The 19,136-nt window shown below is 65.5% G+C and carries 15 protein-coding genes; all 15 read right to left on the bottom strand.

Annotated features, from left to right (window positions below; translation table 11 throughout):
* Window positions 1-165 precede the first annotated feature (165 nt).
* Window positions 166-1,317, bottom strand: a complete 1,152-nt coding sequence (locus YUU_RS0119165) for an RIP metalloprotease (RefSeq protein ID WP_027523859.1) — start codon at window positions 1,315-1,317, stop codon at window positions 166-168.
* A 45-nt stretch (window positions 1,318-1,362) separates the two neighbouring features.
* Complete coding sequence (gene dxr / locus YUU_RS0119160) at window positions 1,363-2,586, bottom strand: 1-deoxy-D-xylulose-5-phosphate reductoisomerase (RefSeq protein WP_027523858.1); 1,224 nt, start codon at window positions 2,584-2,586, stop codon at window positions 1,363-1,365.
* A 4-nt stretch (window positions 2,587-2,590) separates the two neighbouring features.
* Window positions 2,591-3,433 (bottom strand): phosphatidate cytidylyltransferase, encoded by an 843-nt coding sequence (locus YUU_RS0119155; RefSeq protein ID WP_027523857.1) that lies wholly within the window; start codon window positions 3,431-3,433, stop codon window positions 2,591-2,593.
* A complete protein-coding gene (locus YUU_RS0119150; RefSeq protein ID WP_027523856.1) occupies window positions 3,430-4,188 on the bottom strand; it encodes an isoprenyl transferase in 759 nt (252 codons plus the stop codon). Before YUU_RS0119150 ends, YUU_RS0119155 begins: the two co-directional genes overlap by 4 nt.
* Window positions 4,189-4,198: 10 nt before the next feature.
* Window positions 4,199-4,762, bottom strand: a complete 564-nt coding sequence (gene frr / locus YUU_RS0119145) for a ribosome recycling factor (protein ID WP_027523855.1) — start codon at window positions 4,760-4,762, stop codon at window positions 4,199-4,201.
* Between the two features lie 65 nt (window positions 4,763-4,827).
* Window positions 4,828-5,544 (bottom strand): UMP kinase, encoded by a 717-nt coding sequence (gene pyrH / locus YUU_RS0119140; protein WP_027523854.1) that lies wholly within the window; start codon window positions 5,542-5,544, stop codon window positions 4,828-4,830.
* A gap of 61 nt (window positions 5,545-5,605) precedes the next feature.
* Complete coding sequence (gene tsf / locus YUU_RS0119135) at window positions 5,606-6,529, bottom strand: translation elongation factor Ts (protein WP_027523853.1); 924 nt, start codon at window positions 6,527-6,529, stop codon at window positions 5,606-5,608.
* Between the two features lie 126 nt (window positions 6,530-6,655).
* Window positions 6,656-7,645 carry a 30S ribosomal protein S2 gene (locus tag YUU_RS0119130; protein ID WP_027523852.1) on the bottom strand — a complete coding sequence of 330 codons (990 nt, stop codon included), beginning with the start codon at window positions 7,643-7,645 and terminating at the stop codon, window positions 6,656-6,658.
* Window positions 7,646-7,882: 237 nt separating this feature from the next.
* Entirely contained in the window at window positions 7,883-10,228 is a 2,346-nt protein-coding gene (locus YUU_RS0119125; protein WP_027523851.1) for a caspase family protein, read from the bottom strand.
* A 178-nt stretch (window positions 10,229-10,406) separates the two neighbouring features.
* Window positions 10,407-11,342, bottom strand: coding sequence for an FHA domain-containing protein (locus YUU_RS0119120; protein ID WP_027523850.1), 936 nt, complete (start codon window positions 11,340-11,342; stop codon window positions 10,407-10,409).
* Window positions 11,339-12,664 carry a serine protease gene (locus tag YUU_RS0119115; RefSeq protein ID WP_027523849.1) on the bottom strand — a complete coding sequence of 442 codons (1,326 nt, stop codon included), beginning with the start codon at window positions 12,662-12,664 and terminating at the stop codon, window positions 11,339-11,341. The genes YUU_RS0119120 and YUU_RS0119115 overlap by 4 nt, the downstream gene beginning before the upstream one ends.
* A gap of 150 nt (window positions 12,665-12,814) precedes the next feature.
* On the bottom strand, window positions 12,815-13,555 hold the full coding sequence (locus YUU_RS0119110) for a carbonic anhydrase (RefSeq protein ID WP_027523848.1): 741 nt from the start codon (window positions 13,553-13,555) through the stop codon (window positions 12,815-12,817).
* Between the two features lie 100 nt (window positions 13,556-13,655).
* Window positions 13,656-14,180, bottom strand: a complete 525-nt coding sequence (locus YUU_RS0119105; protein ID WP_027523847.1) for a hypothetical protein — start codon at window positions 14,178-14,180, stop codon at window positions 13,656-13,658.
* 117 nt (window positions 14,181-14,297) lie between these two features.
* A complete protein-coding gene (gene dnaE, locus YUU_RS0119100; protein WP_027523846.1) occupies window positions 14,298-17,801 on the bottom strand; it encodes a DNA polymerase III subunit alpha in 3,504 nt (1,167 codons plus the stop codon).
* Between the two features lie 497 nt (window positions 17,802-18,298).
* Window positions 18,299-19,024 (bottom strand): outer membrane protein, encoded by a 726-nt coding sequence (locus YUU_RS0119090; protein WP_027523845.1) that lies wholly within the window; start codon window positions 19,022-19,024, stop codon window positions 18,299-18,301.
* Between the last annotated feature and the right edge of the window lie 112 nt (window positions 19,025-19,136).

The following is a 19,136-nucleotide window of genomic DNA, read 5'->3' as shown; positions in this document are numbered from 1 at the left end:
TTATCATTCCAGTGCCAGACCCAACCCCAACGCCGGTCTGGGAGATTCCCCAAGTTTCATGCCGCTTGTAGCTAATTTCACCGACGCCGCAAACGGCCGAGCGCGCCGTAATTTCAATTTCAGTCCAGGACGTTGCCTAAGAGCAACGTCACAAAAAAGCCCGCTTCACGATGCCGCCAGATGGAGGATGTCGTTGTAGGTCGCAAACACCATCAACATCAGTACCAAGCCGAGCCCGATTCGGAACCCCATCTCCTGCGCGCGCTCCGACAAAGGCCGGCCCCGTACCGCCTCCACCGCATAGAACAAAAGGTGCCCGCCATCGAGCAGCGGAACGGGAAACAGGTTCAACAGCCCGATCGAGATCGACAGCACTGCGGCCAGATGCACCAGCGCCGCGAGCCCGATCGTCGCGACCTGCCCGGAGATCTGGGCGATTCGCAGGGGACCGCCGACCTGATCGGCGGCCTCGCGGCCCGCAAAGACCCCGCCGATATAGGCCAGCGTCCGGTCGATCACGAACCAGGTTTCCTTCACGCCCAGCCACAGCGCGGTGGCCGGATCGACCCGCTCGGTGACGGTGTCACCAGCGGCTGTCTGCCGGGTGATTCCGAGCACGCCGAGCCGGTGTACGTTGCCGAACGGATCCTTCACCTCGCGCAGTTCCGGCGTCCCGGCCAGATCGACCTGGGAATCGCCCCGCTTCACGGTGAAGGTCAGCTTGTCGCCGGCATGCGTGCCGACGATTCGCTGCATGTCGGAGAAGCTTCCGATCTTGGTTCCGTCGATGGCGGTCACGACGTCGCCGACCTGGAAGCCGGCCGTAGCCGCCGCACTGCCGGCCTCGATCTTGTCGACTCGCGCCGTGGTCGATGGCTTGCCGAAAAAGGTGAAAAGGCAGGTGAAGATCACGATCGCGAGCAGAAAGTTCGCGATCGGTCCGGCCGCGACGATCGCTGCCCTGGGACCGACCTTCTTGTGATGGAAGCTGCCGGCGCGCTCCTCCGCCGACATCGCAGCCAGCGTCTCGGCCGACGGCGTCGAAGCCTCGGTGTCGTCGCCGAAAAATTTGACATAGCCGCCGAGCGGGATCGCCGAGATTTTCCAGCGCGTGCCATAGCGGTCGTTGAATCCGACGAGTTCGGGGCCGAAGCCGAGCGAGAAGGTCAACACTTTCACGCCGGCCCAGCGCGCGACCAGGAAATGGCCGAGCTCATGGAAGAAAACGACGATGGTCAGGACGAATAAAAAGGGGATCGCGTAACCGATGAGCCCATGGCTCAACGTATTGAAGCTATGGAGGAAAAACTCAGTCATTGATTCCTCTTAACCCGGGGCCTCGCGGCCCCGGTTCCGAACCTACTAGGATGCCTTTAAGGCAATTTGAGGCAATAGGGTGGCTGCTTTATTTCGCGCACTATGGTCAACGGCGATGGCATCATCCGCCGAGGACAAGGGCGCCAGATTGCCACCCTTGATCCAGTCTTCGAGCGTTGCTTCGACCAGCCGCGCAATGGCGCCGAATCTGATCTTGCCGGCGGTGAAGGCCGCCACCGCGACCTCGTTCGCAGCATTATATACCGTAGTCGCGCCGCGTCCGGTCCTTAACGAATCGTAAGCAAGCCGCAGTCCCGGGAAGCGTTCGAAGTCCGGCGCCTCGAACGTCAACTGCCCGATCTTGGCGAGGTCGAGCTTGGCGGCCGGTCCCTTGATGCGGTCGGGCCAGCCGAGGCAGTGCGCGATCGGGGTGCGCATGTCGGGCGCGCCGAGCTGGGCAACGACCGAGCAGTCGGAGAATTCGACCATGCCGTGGATGATCGACTGCGGATGCACCAGCACGTCGATCTCGTCCGGCTTCAAGGCGAACAGATAGGACGCCTCGATCACCTCGAGGCCCTTGTTCATCATCGAGGCTGAATCGATCGTGATCTTCTGGCCCATGCTCCAGTTCGGATGCTTGAGCGCCTGGGCCAGCGTCGCCTGCTCGATGTCCGTGCTCTTCCAGGTGCGGAACGGGCCGCCCGAGGCGGTAATGATGACGCGCACGAGTTCGTCACGATTGCCCGAGCTCAGCGCCTGGAACAGCGCGTTGTGCTCGGAATCGGCGGGCAGAATGCACGCACCCGCCTTGGCGGCGCGCTGCATGAAGAAATCGCCGGCGCAGACGAGGCATTCCTTGTTGGCGAGCGCAACATGGGCGCCGCGATCGACCGCGGCGAGCGCGGGCTTCAGTCCGGCCGCACCGCTCACCGCCGCCATCACCCAGTCGGCCGGCCGCGCGCCAGCCTCGATGACCGCGCTCTCGCCGGCGCCGCATTCGGTCTTGGTGCCGGCGAGCGCGTCCTTGAGCTCGGCAAGCTTTGAGGTGTCCGCGATGGCGACGAAGCGCGCGGAAAACTCTTTCGCAAGCTTTGCAAGCGCGCCGACATTGCCATTGGCGGTCAGCGCCTCGACGCGATAGCGCTCGGGCGAAGCGCGAAGCAAATCCATCGTGCTGTCGCCAATCGAGCCGGTGGCACCGAGGACGGTGACGCTGCGCACCGCGGAGGCCGCGGGCTTGTTGTTACGCAAAGGGACTGGGCTCATTGTTTCACCAAACCATAAGACCGCTTCCCGCGCTATGCACACCATGGCGCAGGTAGCCGAAAATCCAGGCCACCAGAATGGCCGCGATGAAGCCGTCCAGGCGGTCCATCAGCCCCCCATGGCCGGGGATTAAGTGACTGGAATCCTTGACGCCGAACCGGCGTTTGACCGCGGATTCGAAGAGATCGCCGGCTTGCGAGACCACCGACAAGATCGCGCCGAGGGCCAGCAGCGGAACCGCCTTGCCGAACCCGGAGGCGGCAAAACCGCCTGCGATCGCCAGGCTCGCGACGAAGCCGCCGAGCGCGCCGGCCCAGGTCTTTTTGGGGCTCACGCGCGGCCACAATTTTGGACCGCCGATGCTCCGGCCCGCAAAATAGCCACCGATGTCGGTCGCCCACACCACCAGCAGCACGAACATCAGAGCGACGAATCCGTTGACCGGATCCTGCCGCACCAGGATCGAGGCGAGCAGCGCAGCCACCGCATAGGCGAAGCCGGTCCCCGCCCAGATGAACTTGTCTTTCGCCAGCAACATGATCACGACGCCGCCGACGACGCCAATCACGACCGCAGCCTTGAGCGCCCCGAAGGCGACACAGAACCCCATGATGGCGAGAACGATCGTCCCGCACGCCGTCAGGACAACCCGCCCTGCCCCGACCACCGTCAGCCATTCCACGAACAACCCGATCGAGGTGAGCGTAACCAGGAACGCCCAGATCCAGCCGCCGGCATAGGCGAGCGCGATCGCCAGCGGCGCCAGCACGAGGGCCGCGAGGACACGCATCATCAGGTTGCTTGAAGCCGGCGTTGAGCCCGCCGGCGCGGCGTCGTTTTCGGTCACGAGGCGGTTTTCGCGACCAGGCCGCCGAAACGGCGCTCGCGCCTGGCAAATTCGGCAATCGCGCCTTCCAGCGCGGCCTTGTCGAAATCCGGCCAATGGATCGGCACGAACACCAGCTCGCTATAGGCGGCCTGCCACATCAGGAAATTGGACAGGCGCTGCTCGCCAGAGGTGCGAATGATGAGATCGGGATCGGGAATCTCGGGTGCGTCGAGATATTGCCCGAGCGTTTCGGCATCGATCGAGGCCGGATCGCGCCTGCCCTCGGCAGCTTCGCGCGCGAGCTTTTGCGCGGCTTTCGCGATCTCCTGCCGTGAGCCGTAGTTGAAGGCGACGACGAGCGTGAGACGCGTGTTGTTGCGCGTCAGCTCCTCGGCCTCGTTCAAAAGGGCGCAGATGTCACCTTCAAGCCCCTCGCGCTCGCCGATGATGCGCACCTTGACGCCATCGCGGTGCAGGCTCGCGAGGTCGTTGCGGATGAAGCGGCGCAACAGGCCAAAGAGATCGCCGATCTCGCTCGCCGGGCGCGACCAGTTCTCGGAGCTGAAGGAGAAGATGGTGAGGTAGCGGATGCCGAGTTCATGCGAGGCGCGGACGACGCGGCGCAACGCTTCGACGCCGCGGCGGTGGCCCTCGGCGCGCGGCAGGCCACGGGCAGCCGCCCAGCGCCCGTTGCCATCCATGATGATGGCGACATGCGCGGGCGCCTCGGACCTTTCCGGTCCTTCCGTGACGGGCGCGGCGGCGTTGGACATGAAGGCTTCTCTAGACCGTCAGAATCTCTTTTTCCTTGGCCGCCAGCAGCTGGTCGATCTCGGTGATCGTGCCATCGGTCGCTTTCTGCACCTCGTCGGCGTGACGCTTCTGGTCGTCCTCCGACATCTCGTGATTCTTCTCGAGCTTCTTGAGCACGTCGAGACCGTCGCGACGGACATGGCGCGCGGCGACTTTGGCCGCTTCGGCGTATTTGTGCGCGACCTTGACCAGCTCCTTGCGGCGCTCCTCGTTGAGCTCGGGGATGCGCAGGCGCAGCACCTGGCCCTCGGTGGCGGGCGACAGGCCGAGGTTGGAATCGACGATCGCCTTCTCTACCGCCTTGACCATGCTCTTGTCCCAGACCTGCACCGAGATCAGGCGCGGCTCCGGCACGCTTACAGTGGCGAGCTGGTTGAGGGGCATGTGACTGCCATAGGCATCGACCTGGACCGGATCGAGCATCGAGGCGGAGGCGCGCCCGGTGCGCAGGCCCCCGAGCTCGTGCTTGAGCGACTGGACGGCGCCCTGCATACGGCGCTTCAATTCGTTGAGGTCGAAATTACCCGTGGTCATCACGCTTCTCCTTCAAAAACCTGGCGCCGCGCCCCGCATCCTCACCGAGGACGCCCGCTAGGCCGTCAGCCAGCGACGATCGTCCCGCGGCCGACGCCACGCAGAATCGCGCCGATTGAACCGGGCTCCGCGATCGAGAATACGATGATAGGCAGCGACGTCTCGCGGGCAAGCGCGAAGGCGGTCGCATCCATCACCTTATAGTCGCCCTCGATCGCCTGCTTGTGCGTCAGCCGGTCGAAGCGCTTGGCGGCCGGATCCTTCTTGGGATCGGCCGAATAGACGCCGTCGACATTGGTCGCCTTGAGGACGGCCTCGGCGCCGATCTCGGCGGCGCGCAGCACCGCCGTGGTGTCGGTCGTGAAGAACGGATTGCCGGTTCCGCCGCCGAGCAGCACGATTCGGCCCTCGGCGAGGTATTTGTGCGCCGCAGCGCGGGTGAACAGCTCGGAAATCTCGGGCATAACGAAAGCCGACAGAGTGCGCGCCGGCGCGCCCTTGCGTTCGATCGCCGCTTCCACCGCGAGGCAGTTCATCACGGTGGCGAGCATGCCCATGGTGTCGCCCGTCGGGCGCGACACGCCGCGGGAGGACACCTCGACGCCGCGAACGATATTGCCGCCGCCGATCACCACCGCGACCTCGGCACCGAGATGGCGGGCGGCGATCAGATCGTCGGCAACCCGGTCAACCGTCGGCTGGTCGATCCCAAATCCCTGCGGTCCCGCGAGATATTCGCCGGACAGCTTGATCACCACGCGACGGTAGACCGGATCAGTCATGAGCACTTTCCTTCTCCGGGCGCCGCTTCCGGCGGCACGCCGGAAGGAAACGTCCCGGCGCTTACTTCTTGCCGCTGGCGGCCGCGACTTCCGCCGCGAAGTCGCTTTCCTGCTTCTCGATTCCCTCACCGAGAGCATAGCGCACAAAGCCGGCGATCTTCACGGGGCCCCCGACCTTGCCCTCAGCTTCCTTCACCGCCTGCGCCACCGACTTGCCGGTGTCGTGGATGAAGGCCTGCTCGAGCAGGCAGACTTCCTTGTAGTAGGTCTTCAGGCCGGACTCGACGATCTTCTCGATCACGTTCTCCGGCTTGCCCTGCTGGCGGTACTTGTCGGCGAGCACGTCCTTCTCGCGCTTCACGATCGCCGGATCGAGACCGGCCGGTTCGAGCGCGAGCGGATTGGCGGCCGCGACATGCATGGCGAGCTGGCGGCCGAGCACAGCGAGTTCGTCGGCCTTGCCGGACGATTCGAGGGCGACGAGAACACCCATCTTGCCGGCCCCATCGATGACGGCGCCATGGACGTAGCTCGACACCACGCCCTGCTTCACTTCGAGGGCAGCGGCGCGGCGCAGCGTCATGTTCTCGCCGATGGTGGCGATCGCATCATTGATCGCAGCCTCGACCGTGACGTCGCCGACCTTGGTGGCCTTGATCTTCTCGACATCGGCGCCGGCGTCGAATGCGACCTGGGCGATCATCTTGACAAGGCCCTGGAACTGGCCGTTGCGCGCGACAAAGTCGGTCTCGGAGTTGACCTCGACCACGACACCCTTGGTGCCCTTGGTGAGCGCGCCGATCAGGCCCTCGGCCGCGACGCGGCCAGACTTCTTCGCGGCCTTCGACAGGCCCTTCTTGCGGAGCCAATCCTGCGCCGCTTCCATGTTGCCGTCGTTTTCGGTGAGCGCGACCTTGCAGTCCATCATGCCTGCGCCGGTCGACTCGCGCAGATCCTTGACCATCGCAGCTGTGATCGTAGCCATCGTTGAAAATCCTTCTTGCCTGCCGGTTGACCCGCGGCGCGGCGCTGTCTCGCCTCACCGCGGTCCATCACAGGACGTCGCGTCAACTGAAATGGCGGCCGGAGCGATCCGGCCACCTCTCGACTGTTATTCCGCTTCCGCGGTGAGCGCCTTGGCCTTGGCCACCCAGGCATCCGCACGGCTGGGCAGGCCGACCTCTTCGCCGATCTTGTGCGCGGTGGCGTGATCGAGTTCGGCGAGCTGCCAGTAATGGAAGATGCCGAGGTCGTTGAACTTCTTCTCGATCGCACCCGACACGCCCGGGAGCTTTTTGAGGTCGTCGGCGGTGCCGCGCGGACCGGCAAGGCCCTGGAAACCGCTGGTCGACGGAAGCTCTTCAGCAGCCGGCTTCACCGAAGCGCCGATATCGATGCCCGCATCGCCCTGGGCGCGCGAGATGCCATCGATCGCCGCACGCGCGATCAGGTCGCAATACAGCGAGATCGCACGGCCCGCGTCGTCATTGCCCGGCACCACATAGGTGATGCCCTTGGGGTCCGAATTGGTGTCGACGATCGCCGCGACCGGGATGTTGAGCCGCTGGGCTTCCTGGATCGCGATGTCTTCCTTGTTGGTGTCGATCACGAAGATCATGTCGGGCAGGCCGCCCATGTCCTTGATGCCACCGAGCGAGCGGTCGAGCTTGTCGCGCTCGCGCTGGAGCGTCAGGCGCTCTTTCTTGGTGTAGGAGTTGGCCTCGCCACCGGACAGCACCTCGTCGAGATGACGCAGGCGCTTGATCGACGCCGAGATCGTCTTCCAGTTGGTAAGCGTGCCGCCGAGCCAGCGCGAATTGACGAAGTACTGCGCGCAGCGCTTGGCAGCATCGGCAACGCCGTCCTGCGCCTGACGCTTGGTGCCGACGAACAGGATGCGGCCGCCCTTCGCAACGGTGTCGCTGACGGCCTGGAGGGCCTGGTGCAGCATCGGCACGGTCTGCGCGAGGTCGACGATGTGGATGTTGTTGCGGGTCCCGAAAATGAACGGCGCCATTTTCGGATTCCAGCGGTGGGACTGGTGACCAAAGTGCACGCCAGCTTCGAGCAGCTGACGCATGGTGAAGTCGGGTAGCGCCATAGTGATAATTCTCCGGTTGGTTCCTCCGGAAACGTGTGAGCAAAACGGAGCGTTCTCGCCCCGGTTGCCACCGGACGGCCTTTTGAGCCATGTTTCCGTGTGAGATGGCGCGCTATATAGCGCGATTTCCGCCAGAAGCAAGGAAATAAGGGCCATGGAGGGGCGTTTTGGCGCCCTGCCCCAAGCCCTTTTTCAAGCCCTTTTTCAGGCCCTTTTTCCGTCGTTTCACGCCCCTCCCTAGCACCTTGGCTGGTTCGGGGGGCATTTCTTCGCGGCGGCCGGTGCCGGGCGCGGTGGCGGCGGTGCGGCTGGACGTGGGGGCGGCGCGACCGCCACTCGCGGTGGCGGGGGTGGGGCCGGCCTCGCGGCTGGCGGCGGCGGTGCCGGCCGGGCCGCAGCAACGGGCGGAGGCGCGGCGTGCGGCGGCGGCGAGGCCACCCGCGGCGGCGGTGCCGAGGGCACCGGTTTCGCAATGGCTTGCGGGCGCGGCGGCGGAGCGGCCGGCTTGGCCGCCTGCGGCAGCGGGGCGATCTGATTCTGAGGCTTCAACGGCTCACGGCCCGTGGGCTGCACCGCAGTGATGGCAGGCTTGCCGCCTGTCCCCGCCCCGGCTGGCGGCGTGGTGCCCTGCTCGCGGATGGCCGACTTCGCGCGGCTATCCGGAGCCGTCCCTGCCGGCGTTCCGGCGATCGGCGGCTTTTGGCCCGGCGCCGTGGCCGCATTTCCGGCAGGCGTGGTGGTGAGCGGAGCCGTTGCAGTCGCGGCATTTGGATGGCCTGCTTGCGTGCCATTGGCCGGCGCCGTCGCAGTTGGCGCGAGCCTGCCATTCGGGGTCTGGGCAGCCGAGGGTGCCGGCGGCGTCCCATGGGTGCCGGGGACGGGCAGCGTATTGGCCTCGGGCAGCCTGCTCGGCGGCGCGGCGGCAGTCGGCGCCACATTCGCGGGCGTCGCGGCCGGTATCCCCGGCCTCGCCGTCGGCGTGATGGTGGCGCTCTGCGGCATCGGCAGCTTGCCCTGCTGGATCAAGGCGGCGCGCTGCGCAACGGCCTGCGGCACGGCAGGTGCCGCCGGCGTGGCGCGGCCGGCGACGGCCGGCGCGAGGCTGCCGGGCGCAAGGCCCGCCGCGGCCGCGGACGGCCGGTTGATGACGGTGTTGATCACCGTGGTGTTGTGGATGTTCTGGTAGATGATGTTGTTCGGCGGCGGCGCGACATAGATCGGCGGCCTGACGAACACCGGGATCGGCACGAACACCGGCTGCGGCAGCACGAACAGTCCGACCACGGGCAGCGGCGGCGGCAGCACGATGAAATCCGGCGGCGGTGGCGGGCAGAAATAGATCGGCGGCGGCGGCGGCGGCACGAAGCCGAACACGGGATCACTGAACAGCAGGACCGGCCGGTCGACATAGACGATCTCTTCCGGCGGCGGCGGCGGCACGTCGTAATCCATCATGGCAAAGCTCGGCGGCGGCTCGAGCGGCGCGGTCAGGATCGCAAGCCTGCGCCGTGCGTCGCCAGCATGCGGCCCGCGCGGATAGCGGCGCAGATAGGACCAGTATGCGTCCGGCGTGTCGGCGCGATAGGTCCGCCGCCAGGTGATCGCCTCGCGGCGCGCCGCGACGATCGCCATTACGCGCTTGGACATAGGATCGCCGGGATAGGCGGCGAGGAATTCCTCATAGGCCGGCAGCGTGTCGCGCTCGAGCGCGGCCGCATAGGCGTCCTGCACGCCGAGATCGCGGATCGGCTTGTTGCGGATCGCAGCGACCTGGTCGGGCGCGGCCTGCGGCGGCGGCGCGTCGGGTCCACGCTCGAAGAACGAGAACTGCGCGCTGATCTTCTGGTCGTCCCAGGGCACTTGCGCGCCCTTGCTGGCGTCGTTGACGCGCAGGCGCACGCGGTCGAAGACCTCCGGCAGCGACAGGCCCCCGGTGCGGATCATCTCGGCGAGCGACTGGGCGTAGATGCCGTAGGGCCCCGGCTCCTCCGGCGCCACGGTGCCGGGCGCGGCGTTGTAGGCGATCAGCATGTTCGCGTCGGGCTCGACCAGCGCGAGCCCGCTTGCGATCGGCTGGCCGCCCTCGATAAAGGGCTGCGCCCGGGCGGCATCGAGCACGACGATGTTCGCCTTCAGCGGCAGCGCCGCGAGCTGGCGGGCGTAGTCGCTGATGCGCAGCGCCTCGGTCGGAACGTCGGTATCGCGCGTGATGTTGGAATCGACCGGGATGAAGTAGTTCTCCCCGGCGAGCTGCACGCCATAGCCGGCGAGATAGATCATCGCGACGGTGCCGGGTCCCGATGTCTGGGCCTTCTGAAGAAAATCGCGAAAGCTCTTGCGCAGCGTGTCGCCGTCGAGGTCGCGGGCGCCGACGACGTCGAAGCCGGCGGCCTGGAGCGTCTGCGCGATCAGGCCGGCATCATTGGCCGTCGTTGCCAGCGGCGACTTCGCATAGGCTCCGTCGCCGACGACGAGCGCGATGCGCTTCTCCTGCTGCTGGGCACAGGCAGGGAATGTCCCGGCCGCGACGAGCAACAGGATCGGCAGCAGGAATGAGATGAACGTTCTTGGTGTCCCACGCATGGCTTGCTAGCCCCGCTGTTGTTGTTGAGCGCGCTTGCGCGCAATTGGGCGCGCGGCTGGCTGAACGGCGCTTGAACGAAAGCGCTTGGATTGAGGCGACGGAATGGCACCAGCGGTCAGGCTCACGTAAGGTACGCGGACGCGCAGGACGAAAGCTCGAGAGGGGCCTCCGGCCGGCCTAGCTGCGATCACCGTCGAGACGCCCCTTCAGATCGCCGATAGCCCCGAAAAACGTGCTCTGATCCTTCAAGGGAACCGCGCGCAACATCGGCGGCATCAGCCAGTGCACGGTTCTCTGCCGTCCGGAATCGGAGAAAGCCTCGGACTGTTGCAATGCCTGGAGCGCAATTCCGACTACCACCACGGCGGTCATGGCCGCACCTTTGAGCCACAGCCGGGTTCGACCGATCTCGCGCAGATGGAAGAAGCAGATGGCTGCAAAGATCAGCCAGATGACCGCATATTCGTAGTTGACGCCGCTCGACGAGGTCCAGGCGAACGCGAGGTACTGGACTAACTCGTGGTAAAGCGTGAAGACGGCGGTGCCGATGAGCGCGATCAGCAGGTTGCGCAGAAAGTGCGATCGCCCCGCAAAGATCCGGCACAGCAGCGCCCATATCCCGACCCAGACAAGAAGACTCGTAATCAGCATCAGCAGCGGCGAGAGATAGGTCGACGCGCGCGGCTCGCCGGTCTGGGTCAGCCAGATCTTGAGCGCATCGATCGCCGGAAGCGACAGGCCGAGAACGACGGCGAGGACGATCGGCAGGACGTGCCGCTCCGGCGATGCCAGCCGCTCGCGCTCGACCGCGTGATTGACGTCGCGAATCCGCAGGTACGTCTGCCCGATGCGGATCGGCTGCTTGCCGTCCACGATGAAGCCCGACAGCCTGGTCCTGTTGCCGTCGATGAACGTACCATTGGCGCTGCCAACGTCCTCGGCGACCAGATGGCCATCGTCATGCCGAAACACCCGCAGATGCTGCGCTGCGACGTAGGGATCATCGACCACGACATCATTGTCATAGCCCCGCCCGATGCGCACCTCCGCAGCGGTGATCCGGAAGCGTGCGGCGACCTCGCGCTGCCGCGACAATATCTCGATCCAGATCATTTGCCGACCTGCACAGCTTCGAGGAAACGCTTGCCGAGCGCGACGGCATCGTCATAACCGACGGCCTGCATGTTCAGCCGCGACACCAGCGCTTCGAGCGCCTGGTCCTGCGTCACCACGATCAGCGACACGTCGTAAAGCCCTTCGAACTGCCTGTAGGCCTGCGCGCACCACACGACCCGCAGCGGCGGATGCTGCGGCTGCGGCGGGACCTGGAGAAAGTCCTCATGGCAGCGTTGCGGCGTGTACCACTTCTTGAACGGACCGCCGACGCTGAGCCGCGGCTGGCTCAGTTGCGTGAGATAGGTCGCAAACTGGAATTGATTGAGATCGATTGTCCTGGCGAAGGAATGATTGATGTTGATCGCGCCGATATTGAGATCCGACGCGACGAATACGCTGGTGTCGCTGCCGCATTCGGTCGAATTGACGCTGGCGCGCGGCTTCGGCGTGGCGCCGGCATTTGTACTGGCCCAGCAGTTGAACCAGAGCACCTGGGTCGCGGGCGCACGATATGGACCGAGCGCATCCGACCTGAAACCCGCCGCACTCAGCGATTTGTAGAGTTCCGAGCGCCAGGCAACCAGTTGCCGCCCGACATCGCCCTTGATGTCCGCAGGCTTCTCGTCGCCGCCGGCCTGCAAAAGGGCCGCCGCAAACCGCGCCGGCACCAGGAAGCTCACGAGCTGACCTCCCCTGCGGGTTGCGACGTTGATGCCGATGACGTCGCCGTCCGCTGTGACCGCCGGACCGCCGCTCATGCCGGGATTGAGCGCGCCCGAGAAATGGATGCGTTCGGTGTAGCTGTGATCGGCAAGCCCGTTATAGGTGCCTTCGATGATGGTGAAGCCGAGGTCGAGCGGATTGCCCATCGAATAGAGCCGTTCGCCCTTGGCCAGCCTGCCCTCGATCGCGGCCCGGTCGAACCTGAAGAACGGCGCGTCCTTCTTGTCGACGCGGACCAGCGCGAGGTCATTCGGCAGATCGACCCGCAACAAGGTGACGTCGCCCTGGCTGCCGTCGGCGGCGGTGTACTCGAGCCGATAGGTCGCAGGCTCCAGTGCCGCCTGCGAGACCACGTGATAGTTGGTGATCGCCAATCCGTCGGCGGAGACCAGAAAGCCCGATCCGTTGGAGGTCTGGCGCCCGGCATCGGCGACCAATGTGCGGATCTGCAAGAGCCGCGGCGGCGCGGAAGCATAGATGCGCTCGGCCACCGCCGACTCGCCCTGTGCCGCCCACACCGTGCCCGATGCGGACGCGGCGATCGCGAGTGATAATCCGATCGCGCGCGACAGCGCGCCGACAAAATAGCTACGCAAGTCCCCCAGCCCCCGACATTCGTCGGCACCTCGTGGCGGCCTCAAGCGCCGCACATGCCCTGATGCTGCATAGCGAAAGCACGGAGGGGTTGCAACATCGTCCGGCTGCTTCCGGCCTCCACCTGAAAGCTCCAGACGCGACGCAGGCGATCAGCTCTGCCCGACCAAATCGACGGTGCCCGTGGTCAGCCGGTAGATGCCGCCGACGACCTTGAGCTTGCCCTGCTCGGTCGCCGCATTAAGGATCGGCGCCGCAGACTTCAGCTTGGCGACGTTGTCGATCACGTTTTGCCGGATCGCCTTGTCGAGGACGTCACTGCCCTCTTGCATCGCCGCCTTGGCGGCCGGTGCGATCGCCTCGACCAGCGAGGGAATGTGTCCCGGCGGCGGCTTGTTGTCCTTGAGCGCTTTCAGTGTCGCATCGACGGCGCCGCAACTGTCGTGGCCCAGTACCAGGATCAGCGGCGTGTTGAGCACGGCGACCGCATATTCCATGCTCGCAATCGTCTCGTTGCCGGCGAAATTGCCGGCAACGCGGCAGACGAAGAGATCGCCGCGGCCGGTGTCGAAGGCGTATTCCGGCGCGATGCGCGAGTCCGCGCAGCTCAGGATCGCCGCATATGGATTCTGTCCCGCAGCAAGAGCTCCTCGCTCGTGCTTGAAGTCATGGCGCCGCGTCACACCGTCGACATAGCGCGCATTGCCGTCCATCAGCCGCTTCAGCGCAGCATCGGGAGACACCACGTTCTGCGGCTTGGGCGGCGTTTTCGTCTCTTTGGCGAAGGCTGTGCCGGTGAAGGCTAGCCCCAGCGTGGAGGCGGCAAAAATCATCGCGGATCGCCGTGACGGCACGACGTGATCGAAGCGATTGTTGGAGCACTGGTCGCACATGGTTCGTTCCCTGCCTCAGCCAGTCTGGCGGATCAGCGCAGACGCGCTATTTTACACGCCGGCTGCGACAGCGTCACGAAACATGAAGCCGTGGCGCGCCCTACTCAGCCAGCTTCAGCTCCGCGATCGTCGTCCTCGCAGCGGTCTCATCCAGAGGCAGGAAATCCACCGGCCCCTGGTTCTTGTAGCCGGCAGTCATCGCGAGGGTGAGGCCATAGCCGAGCAGTCCCGTGCTCGCGTTGGCGATCACCGCATTCTTGCGCTCGCTCACGCGCGCGACAAAAAACAGGGTCTGGCCCGATTGCGCGGCGAAATCGACGTGCGTGACGCCGGGGAAGCCCGCCTCCTCCGCGACGAACTGATGCGGGCCGGCCGGACGATCGGCATAGACATAGGTCCCGGTCTTCAGCCCTGTGAGTGGCTTGCCATCAAGGGTGAATCCCCAGCCTGCATCGGCGAGGCCGCCATAGCCTTTTTCGCGCAGAACGACGATGCGCGCCTGGCCGGCCTTTGGCGGCCCGACCTTCCGCAACGTCTCCGAATAATCCACCCCGCTCCTCGCGGCCGTCTCGCAGCCGCACAGCAACGCCGCGGCCACGAGCAGCACCAGCCCACGCAGTAACATTACGCCCCCAAAATCATCCCCGGGGCATGCTTGCCAGAAACACCGCATGGTTGCAACTGGACGGGCACAACACCTGTGCAGAGCCATGCGGAGCACCGCAGACGCGGGCGACCGTGACTACAATTGCTGCACGTCGACGACACCCGCGACCGCCTTGATCGCGCCTGCGATCTGCGGCGAGACCTTGAAGCGGCCGGGCAGCTTCATCTCCACCTCGGTCTCGAGATCGAGCATCATTACCAGCGAGACCTCGCCGTCGCCGTTGGAGCGCGGCGCGATGCCGGGGCTGCCGACCTTCGGCGCGCCACCGTTCGAGGGCGCCGCATCCGGACCTGCAAGCCGCCTCGCGATCGATTCCAGAGGCTTGGTGTCGCGCAGGAAGATGCGCAGGCCCTTCTGCGTCTTGGCGGCGGCGTCATCGAGCGGCTCGGCGTGCAGCACGCGCGCGCGGACGTCCTCGCCCTGCAATTCCGCACCTAACTGCAGCAGCACCGCAGCGCCGGGCTCCAGCACGTCGCGATATTGCGCAAGCCCCTCGGAGAACAGCACCGCCTCGAAGTGGCCCGTGGGATCAGAGAGCCCCATGATGCCCATCTTGTTGCCGGTCTTGGTGCGCCGCTCCATGCGCGAGACCACGGTGGCCGCAACCTTGCCGGCGGTGGCGCCGGTTTTCACCGCGCGCGAGAACTCCGCCCAGCTCTGCACCCGCAGGCGCTTCAGCACAGTGGCGTAATCGTCGAGCGGATGGCCCGACAGGAAAAAGCCGATCGCATCGTATTCGCGGCGCAGGCGCTCGGCCGGCAGCCATGGCTCGATCTGCGGCAGCATGATGGTCGGCGCGTCGGCTGCGCCTCCGAACATGTCGTTCTGCCCGACGGTCGCGGCCTCATGCGCGCGCTGGCAGGCGGCGAGGATCGCATCCGCACCGGCAAAGACGCGCGCGCGGTTCGGCTCCAGCGTGTCGAAGGCGCCGGCGGCGGCGAGACTTTCGATGATGCGCTTGTTGATCGCACGCGGCGACACGCGCGCGGCAAAATCGGCAAGCGAAGTGAACAGCCCGTTCTTCGTGCGCTCCTCGATGATCTGCTCGACGGCCTGAAGGCCGACGCCCTTCAGCGCAGCGAGCGCGTAATAGATCGTCTTCTCGCCGACCTCGAAGGTCGCGCCGGAGCGGTTGACGTTCGGCGGCTCGACCTTGATGCCGATGCGCTGCGCCTCGGAGCGGAATTCGGAGAGCTTGTCGGTGTTGTTGAGATCGAGCGTCATCGACGCCGCGATGAACTCCACCGGATAATGCGCCTTCATGTAGGCGGTGTGGTAGGACACCAGCGCATAGGCCGCCGCGTGGCTCTTGTTGAAGCCGTAGTCGGCGAATTTGGCGAGCAACTCGAAGATGGTCTCGGCCTGCGCCTTCGGCACGCCGTTCTTCACCGCGCCCGCGACGAAGATGTCGCGCTGCTTGTCCATCTCGGCGCGGATCTTCTTGCCCATCGCGCGGCGCAGGAGGTCGGCGTCGCCGAGCGAATAGCCCGACATCACCTGCGCGATCTGCATCACCTGTTCCTGGTAGATGATGACGCCGAACGTCTCTTTCAGGATCGGCTCCAGGACGGGGTGGAGATATTCCGGCTCCTCGTCGCCGTGCTTGCGCGAACAATAGGTCGGGATGTTCGCCATCGGGCCCGGGCGATAGAGCGCGACCAGCGCGATGATGTCCTCGAAACGGTCGGGGCGCATGTCGATCAGCGCGCGCCGCATGCCCTGACTTTCAACCTGGAACACGCCGACCACGTCGCCGCGCGCCAGCATCTGGTAGCTCTCGGCATCGTCGATCGGCAGCGTCGCGAGATCGACATGGATGTCGCGCGGCTTGAGCAGCTTCACCGCGACATCGAGCACGGTCAGCGTCTTCAGGCCGAGGAAGTCGAACTTCACGAGGCCCGCGGGCTCGACCCATTTCATGTTGAACTGGGTCACCGGCATGTCGGACTTGGGATCGCGGTAGAGCGGCACGAGCTCGCTCAAGGGGCGATCGCCGATCACGATGCCGGCCGCGTGCGTCGAAGCATGCCGCGTCAGGCCTTCGAGGCGCTGGGCGATGTCGAAGGCGCGCGCCACCACCGGGTCTTCATCGCGGAACGCCTGGAGTTTTGGTTCGCTCTCGATCGCGGCGGCCAGCGTCACCGGCGCGGCCGGGTTCTGCGGCACCAGCTTGGTCAGCTTGTCGACCTGGCCATAGGGCATTTGCAGCACGCGCCCGACGTCGCGCAGCACGCCGCGCGCCTGCAGCGTACCGAAGGTGATGATCTGCGCGACCTGGTCGCGCCCATAGCGCTGCTGGACGTATTGGATCACCTCGCCGCGGCGGTCCTGGCAGAAGTCGATGTCGAAGTCCGGCATCGAGACGCGTTCCGGATTGAGGAAGCGCTCGAACAGGAGGCCAAACTTGATCGGATCGAGATCGGTGATGGTCAGCGCCCAAGCAACCAGCGAGCCCGCGCCGGAGCCGCGGCCCGGCCCGACCGGAATGCCCTGCAACTTCGCCCATTTGATGAAGTCGGACACGATCAGGAAGTAGCCCGCATATTTCATGCGGGTGATGACGTCGAGCTCGAAGGCGAGCCGCTTGTTGTAGTCCTCTTCCGTAGTGCCCTGCGACAGGCCGTGCACGCGCAGGCGGTTGGCGAGCCCCTCCTCCGCCTGCCGCTTCAATTCGCCCGCCTCGACCGCGGCCGCATCGGAGCTGCCTGCGGCGCCGACGGTGAAGAACGGCAGGATCGGCTTGCGCGTCATCGGTCGGAACGAGCAGCGCTCGGCGATCTCGATCGTCGAGGCCAGCGCTTCCGGAATGTCGGCGAACAGCACGGCCATCTCGGCGCGCGTCTTGAAGCGGTGATCGGGCGTGAGCTGCTCGCGCTCGGTCTCGGCAATCAGCCGGCCGCCGGCGATGCAGAGCAGCGCGTCGTGGGCCTCGTAGTCGCCGGTCGAGGCGAAGTACGGCTCGTTGGTCGCGACCAGCGGCAGGCCTTTTGTGTAGGCGATGTCGATCAGCCCGCTCTCGATGCGGCGTTCCTTGTCGATGCCATGGCGCTGCAACTCGATGTACAGGCGGTCGCCGAACAGGGTCGAGAGCCGCTCGCAGCGCGTAGCTGCGAGCTCGGCATGGCCGGCCCCAAGCGCAAGCGAGATCGGCCCGTCCGGACCGCCCGTGAGCGCGATCAGGCCGTCGGTCTCGCCGTCGAGCCAATCGAACTTGATGAACGGCGCGTGGCTGTCGGGCGTCTCGAGGAAGGCGCGCGAGTTCAGCCGCATCAGGCTGCGATAGCCGCGCTCCTGCGCCGCCAGCAGTACGACCCGCGACGGCAGAATCGCATTGCGCGCATTCGGATCCTGGTCGCCGAAATCGATCGCGAGCTCGCAGCCGACGATCGGCTGGATGCCGGAGCCCGCCATCTTGTCGGAGAACTCCAGCGCACCGAACATGTTGTCGGTGTCGGTCAGCGCCAGCGCCGGCTGATGGTCCTTTTTCGCAAGCTCGGCGAGCTTGGCGATCTTGATCGAGCCCTTGAGCAGCGAATAGGCCGAGTGAACGTGAAGATGGACAAATCCGGCGCTCGGCATGGTCGCTTAGGGCCTCTCAGCACCGTGGGAACACCAGCCGGACCAGGGCGCAGCATGCTGCACTTCGCTGCCCCGACTCGCCCGACAATGGTGGTGCCTCGGCCCCCAAGAGTCTACGGAGAGTCCACGGCAGGAGCGCACATTCCTCGCGCCGTCCCGCTTTTCAACAGAGGGGCCACCGATCCCCCGCTCAGAGCTGGGGAATCAGAGCTGGGGGATGACTTGCGCCCAGATCGCGATCATCCCGACGAACAGCGTGATCGACGCCAGTGCAGCGGCTTCTTCCACGAAGATCTTCAACATGGCCTTGCTCCCTCGCTAGAACATAGAGAGAACATTGTTCTATTTCTGTTCTAAGAGTCAAGCGGCGCAATGGCAGTCGCGGCGCGGCTTCGCACCCAATGGTTAACTCAATGAATTCAGAAAGAAAAAAGCCCCGGCACGAGGCCGGGGCTTTCGCAACCGCTCCGAGGGAGCGATCGATATCAGTACTTGGCTCAGTACTTGGCGATGATCGGGCCGCCGAACTTGTAGTTCAGGCGGACGAGACCCATGTCGACGTCCTGACGGATGCGGTCGGTACCCACGAGACCAACGAAGGTGACGTCCTTGTCCTGCAGGAAGATGTGGTTGTACTCGACGCCAACCGACCAGTTCGGCGCGAAGCCGACTTCGAGGCCGGCACCGATCGTGCCACCCCAACGGGTCTGGCTGGTCGAGGCGAGCAGCGCGCCGGTGGCGGTGCTGTACACATCGAACTTGTCGCCGACCACGGCCGCGCCGCCCTTCACATAGGCGAGCACGTTGTTCCAGGCGTAGCCGACCTGGCCGGTGATCAAACCGAACGAGTTGATGCGGGTGCGGTTGCGATCCGCGAACAGTGCGCTGATGTTGTCGCCGGAGAAGTCGGCCCAGTTGCCCTGGCCTTCGACGCCGAACACCCACTGGCCGGTCTGCCAGCGATAGCCGATCTGACCACCGACGGTGCCGCCGGTCGCGTTGTGCGAACCTTCAGTGCCCGTACCGACGAAGTCCCAGGTCGTGTGAGCCGAACCGCCACCGCCGTTGATACCGATGTAGAAGCCGCTCCAGTCGTAGATCGCGGCGACCATCGCGGGCGGAGCCTTCGTGTAAGGCCGTGCTGCGAGGTCAGCAGCCACCGCCGGCGCAGCCGCGCTGAGCGCAACAAGGCTAGCAGTGACAAGCAACAAACTCTTCTTCATTTGATTCCCGTTCCAGTTTCTTCGTAAAGGCCCCCGGGCCGTGGGCACCTCTTAACAGCGATCGACGGAATTGCTGTAGCCATGACGCAACAGTCCTATCGAAAGGACCTGG

The sequence above is a fragment of the Bradyrhizobium sp. Ec3.3 genome (assembly GCF_000472925.1).
GTDB lineage: Bacteria > Pseudomonadota > Alphaproteobacteria > Rhizobiales > Xanthobacteraceae > Bradyrhizobium.
Note: the sequence above shows the minus strand (reverse complement) of the source record. Positions and strands in the feature narration are given on the sequence as shown.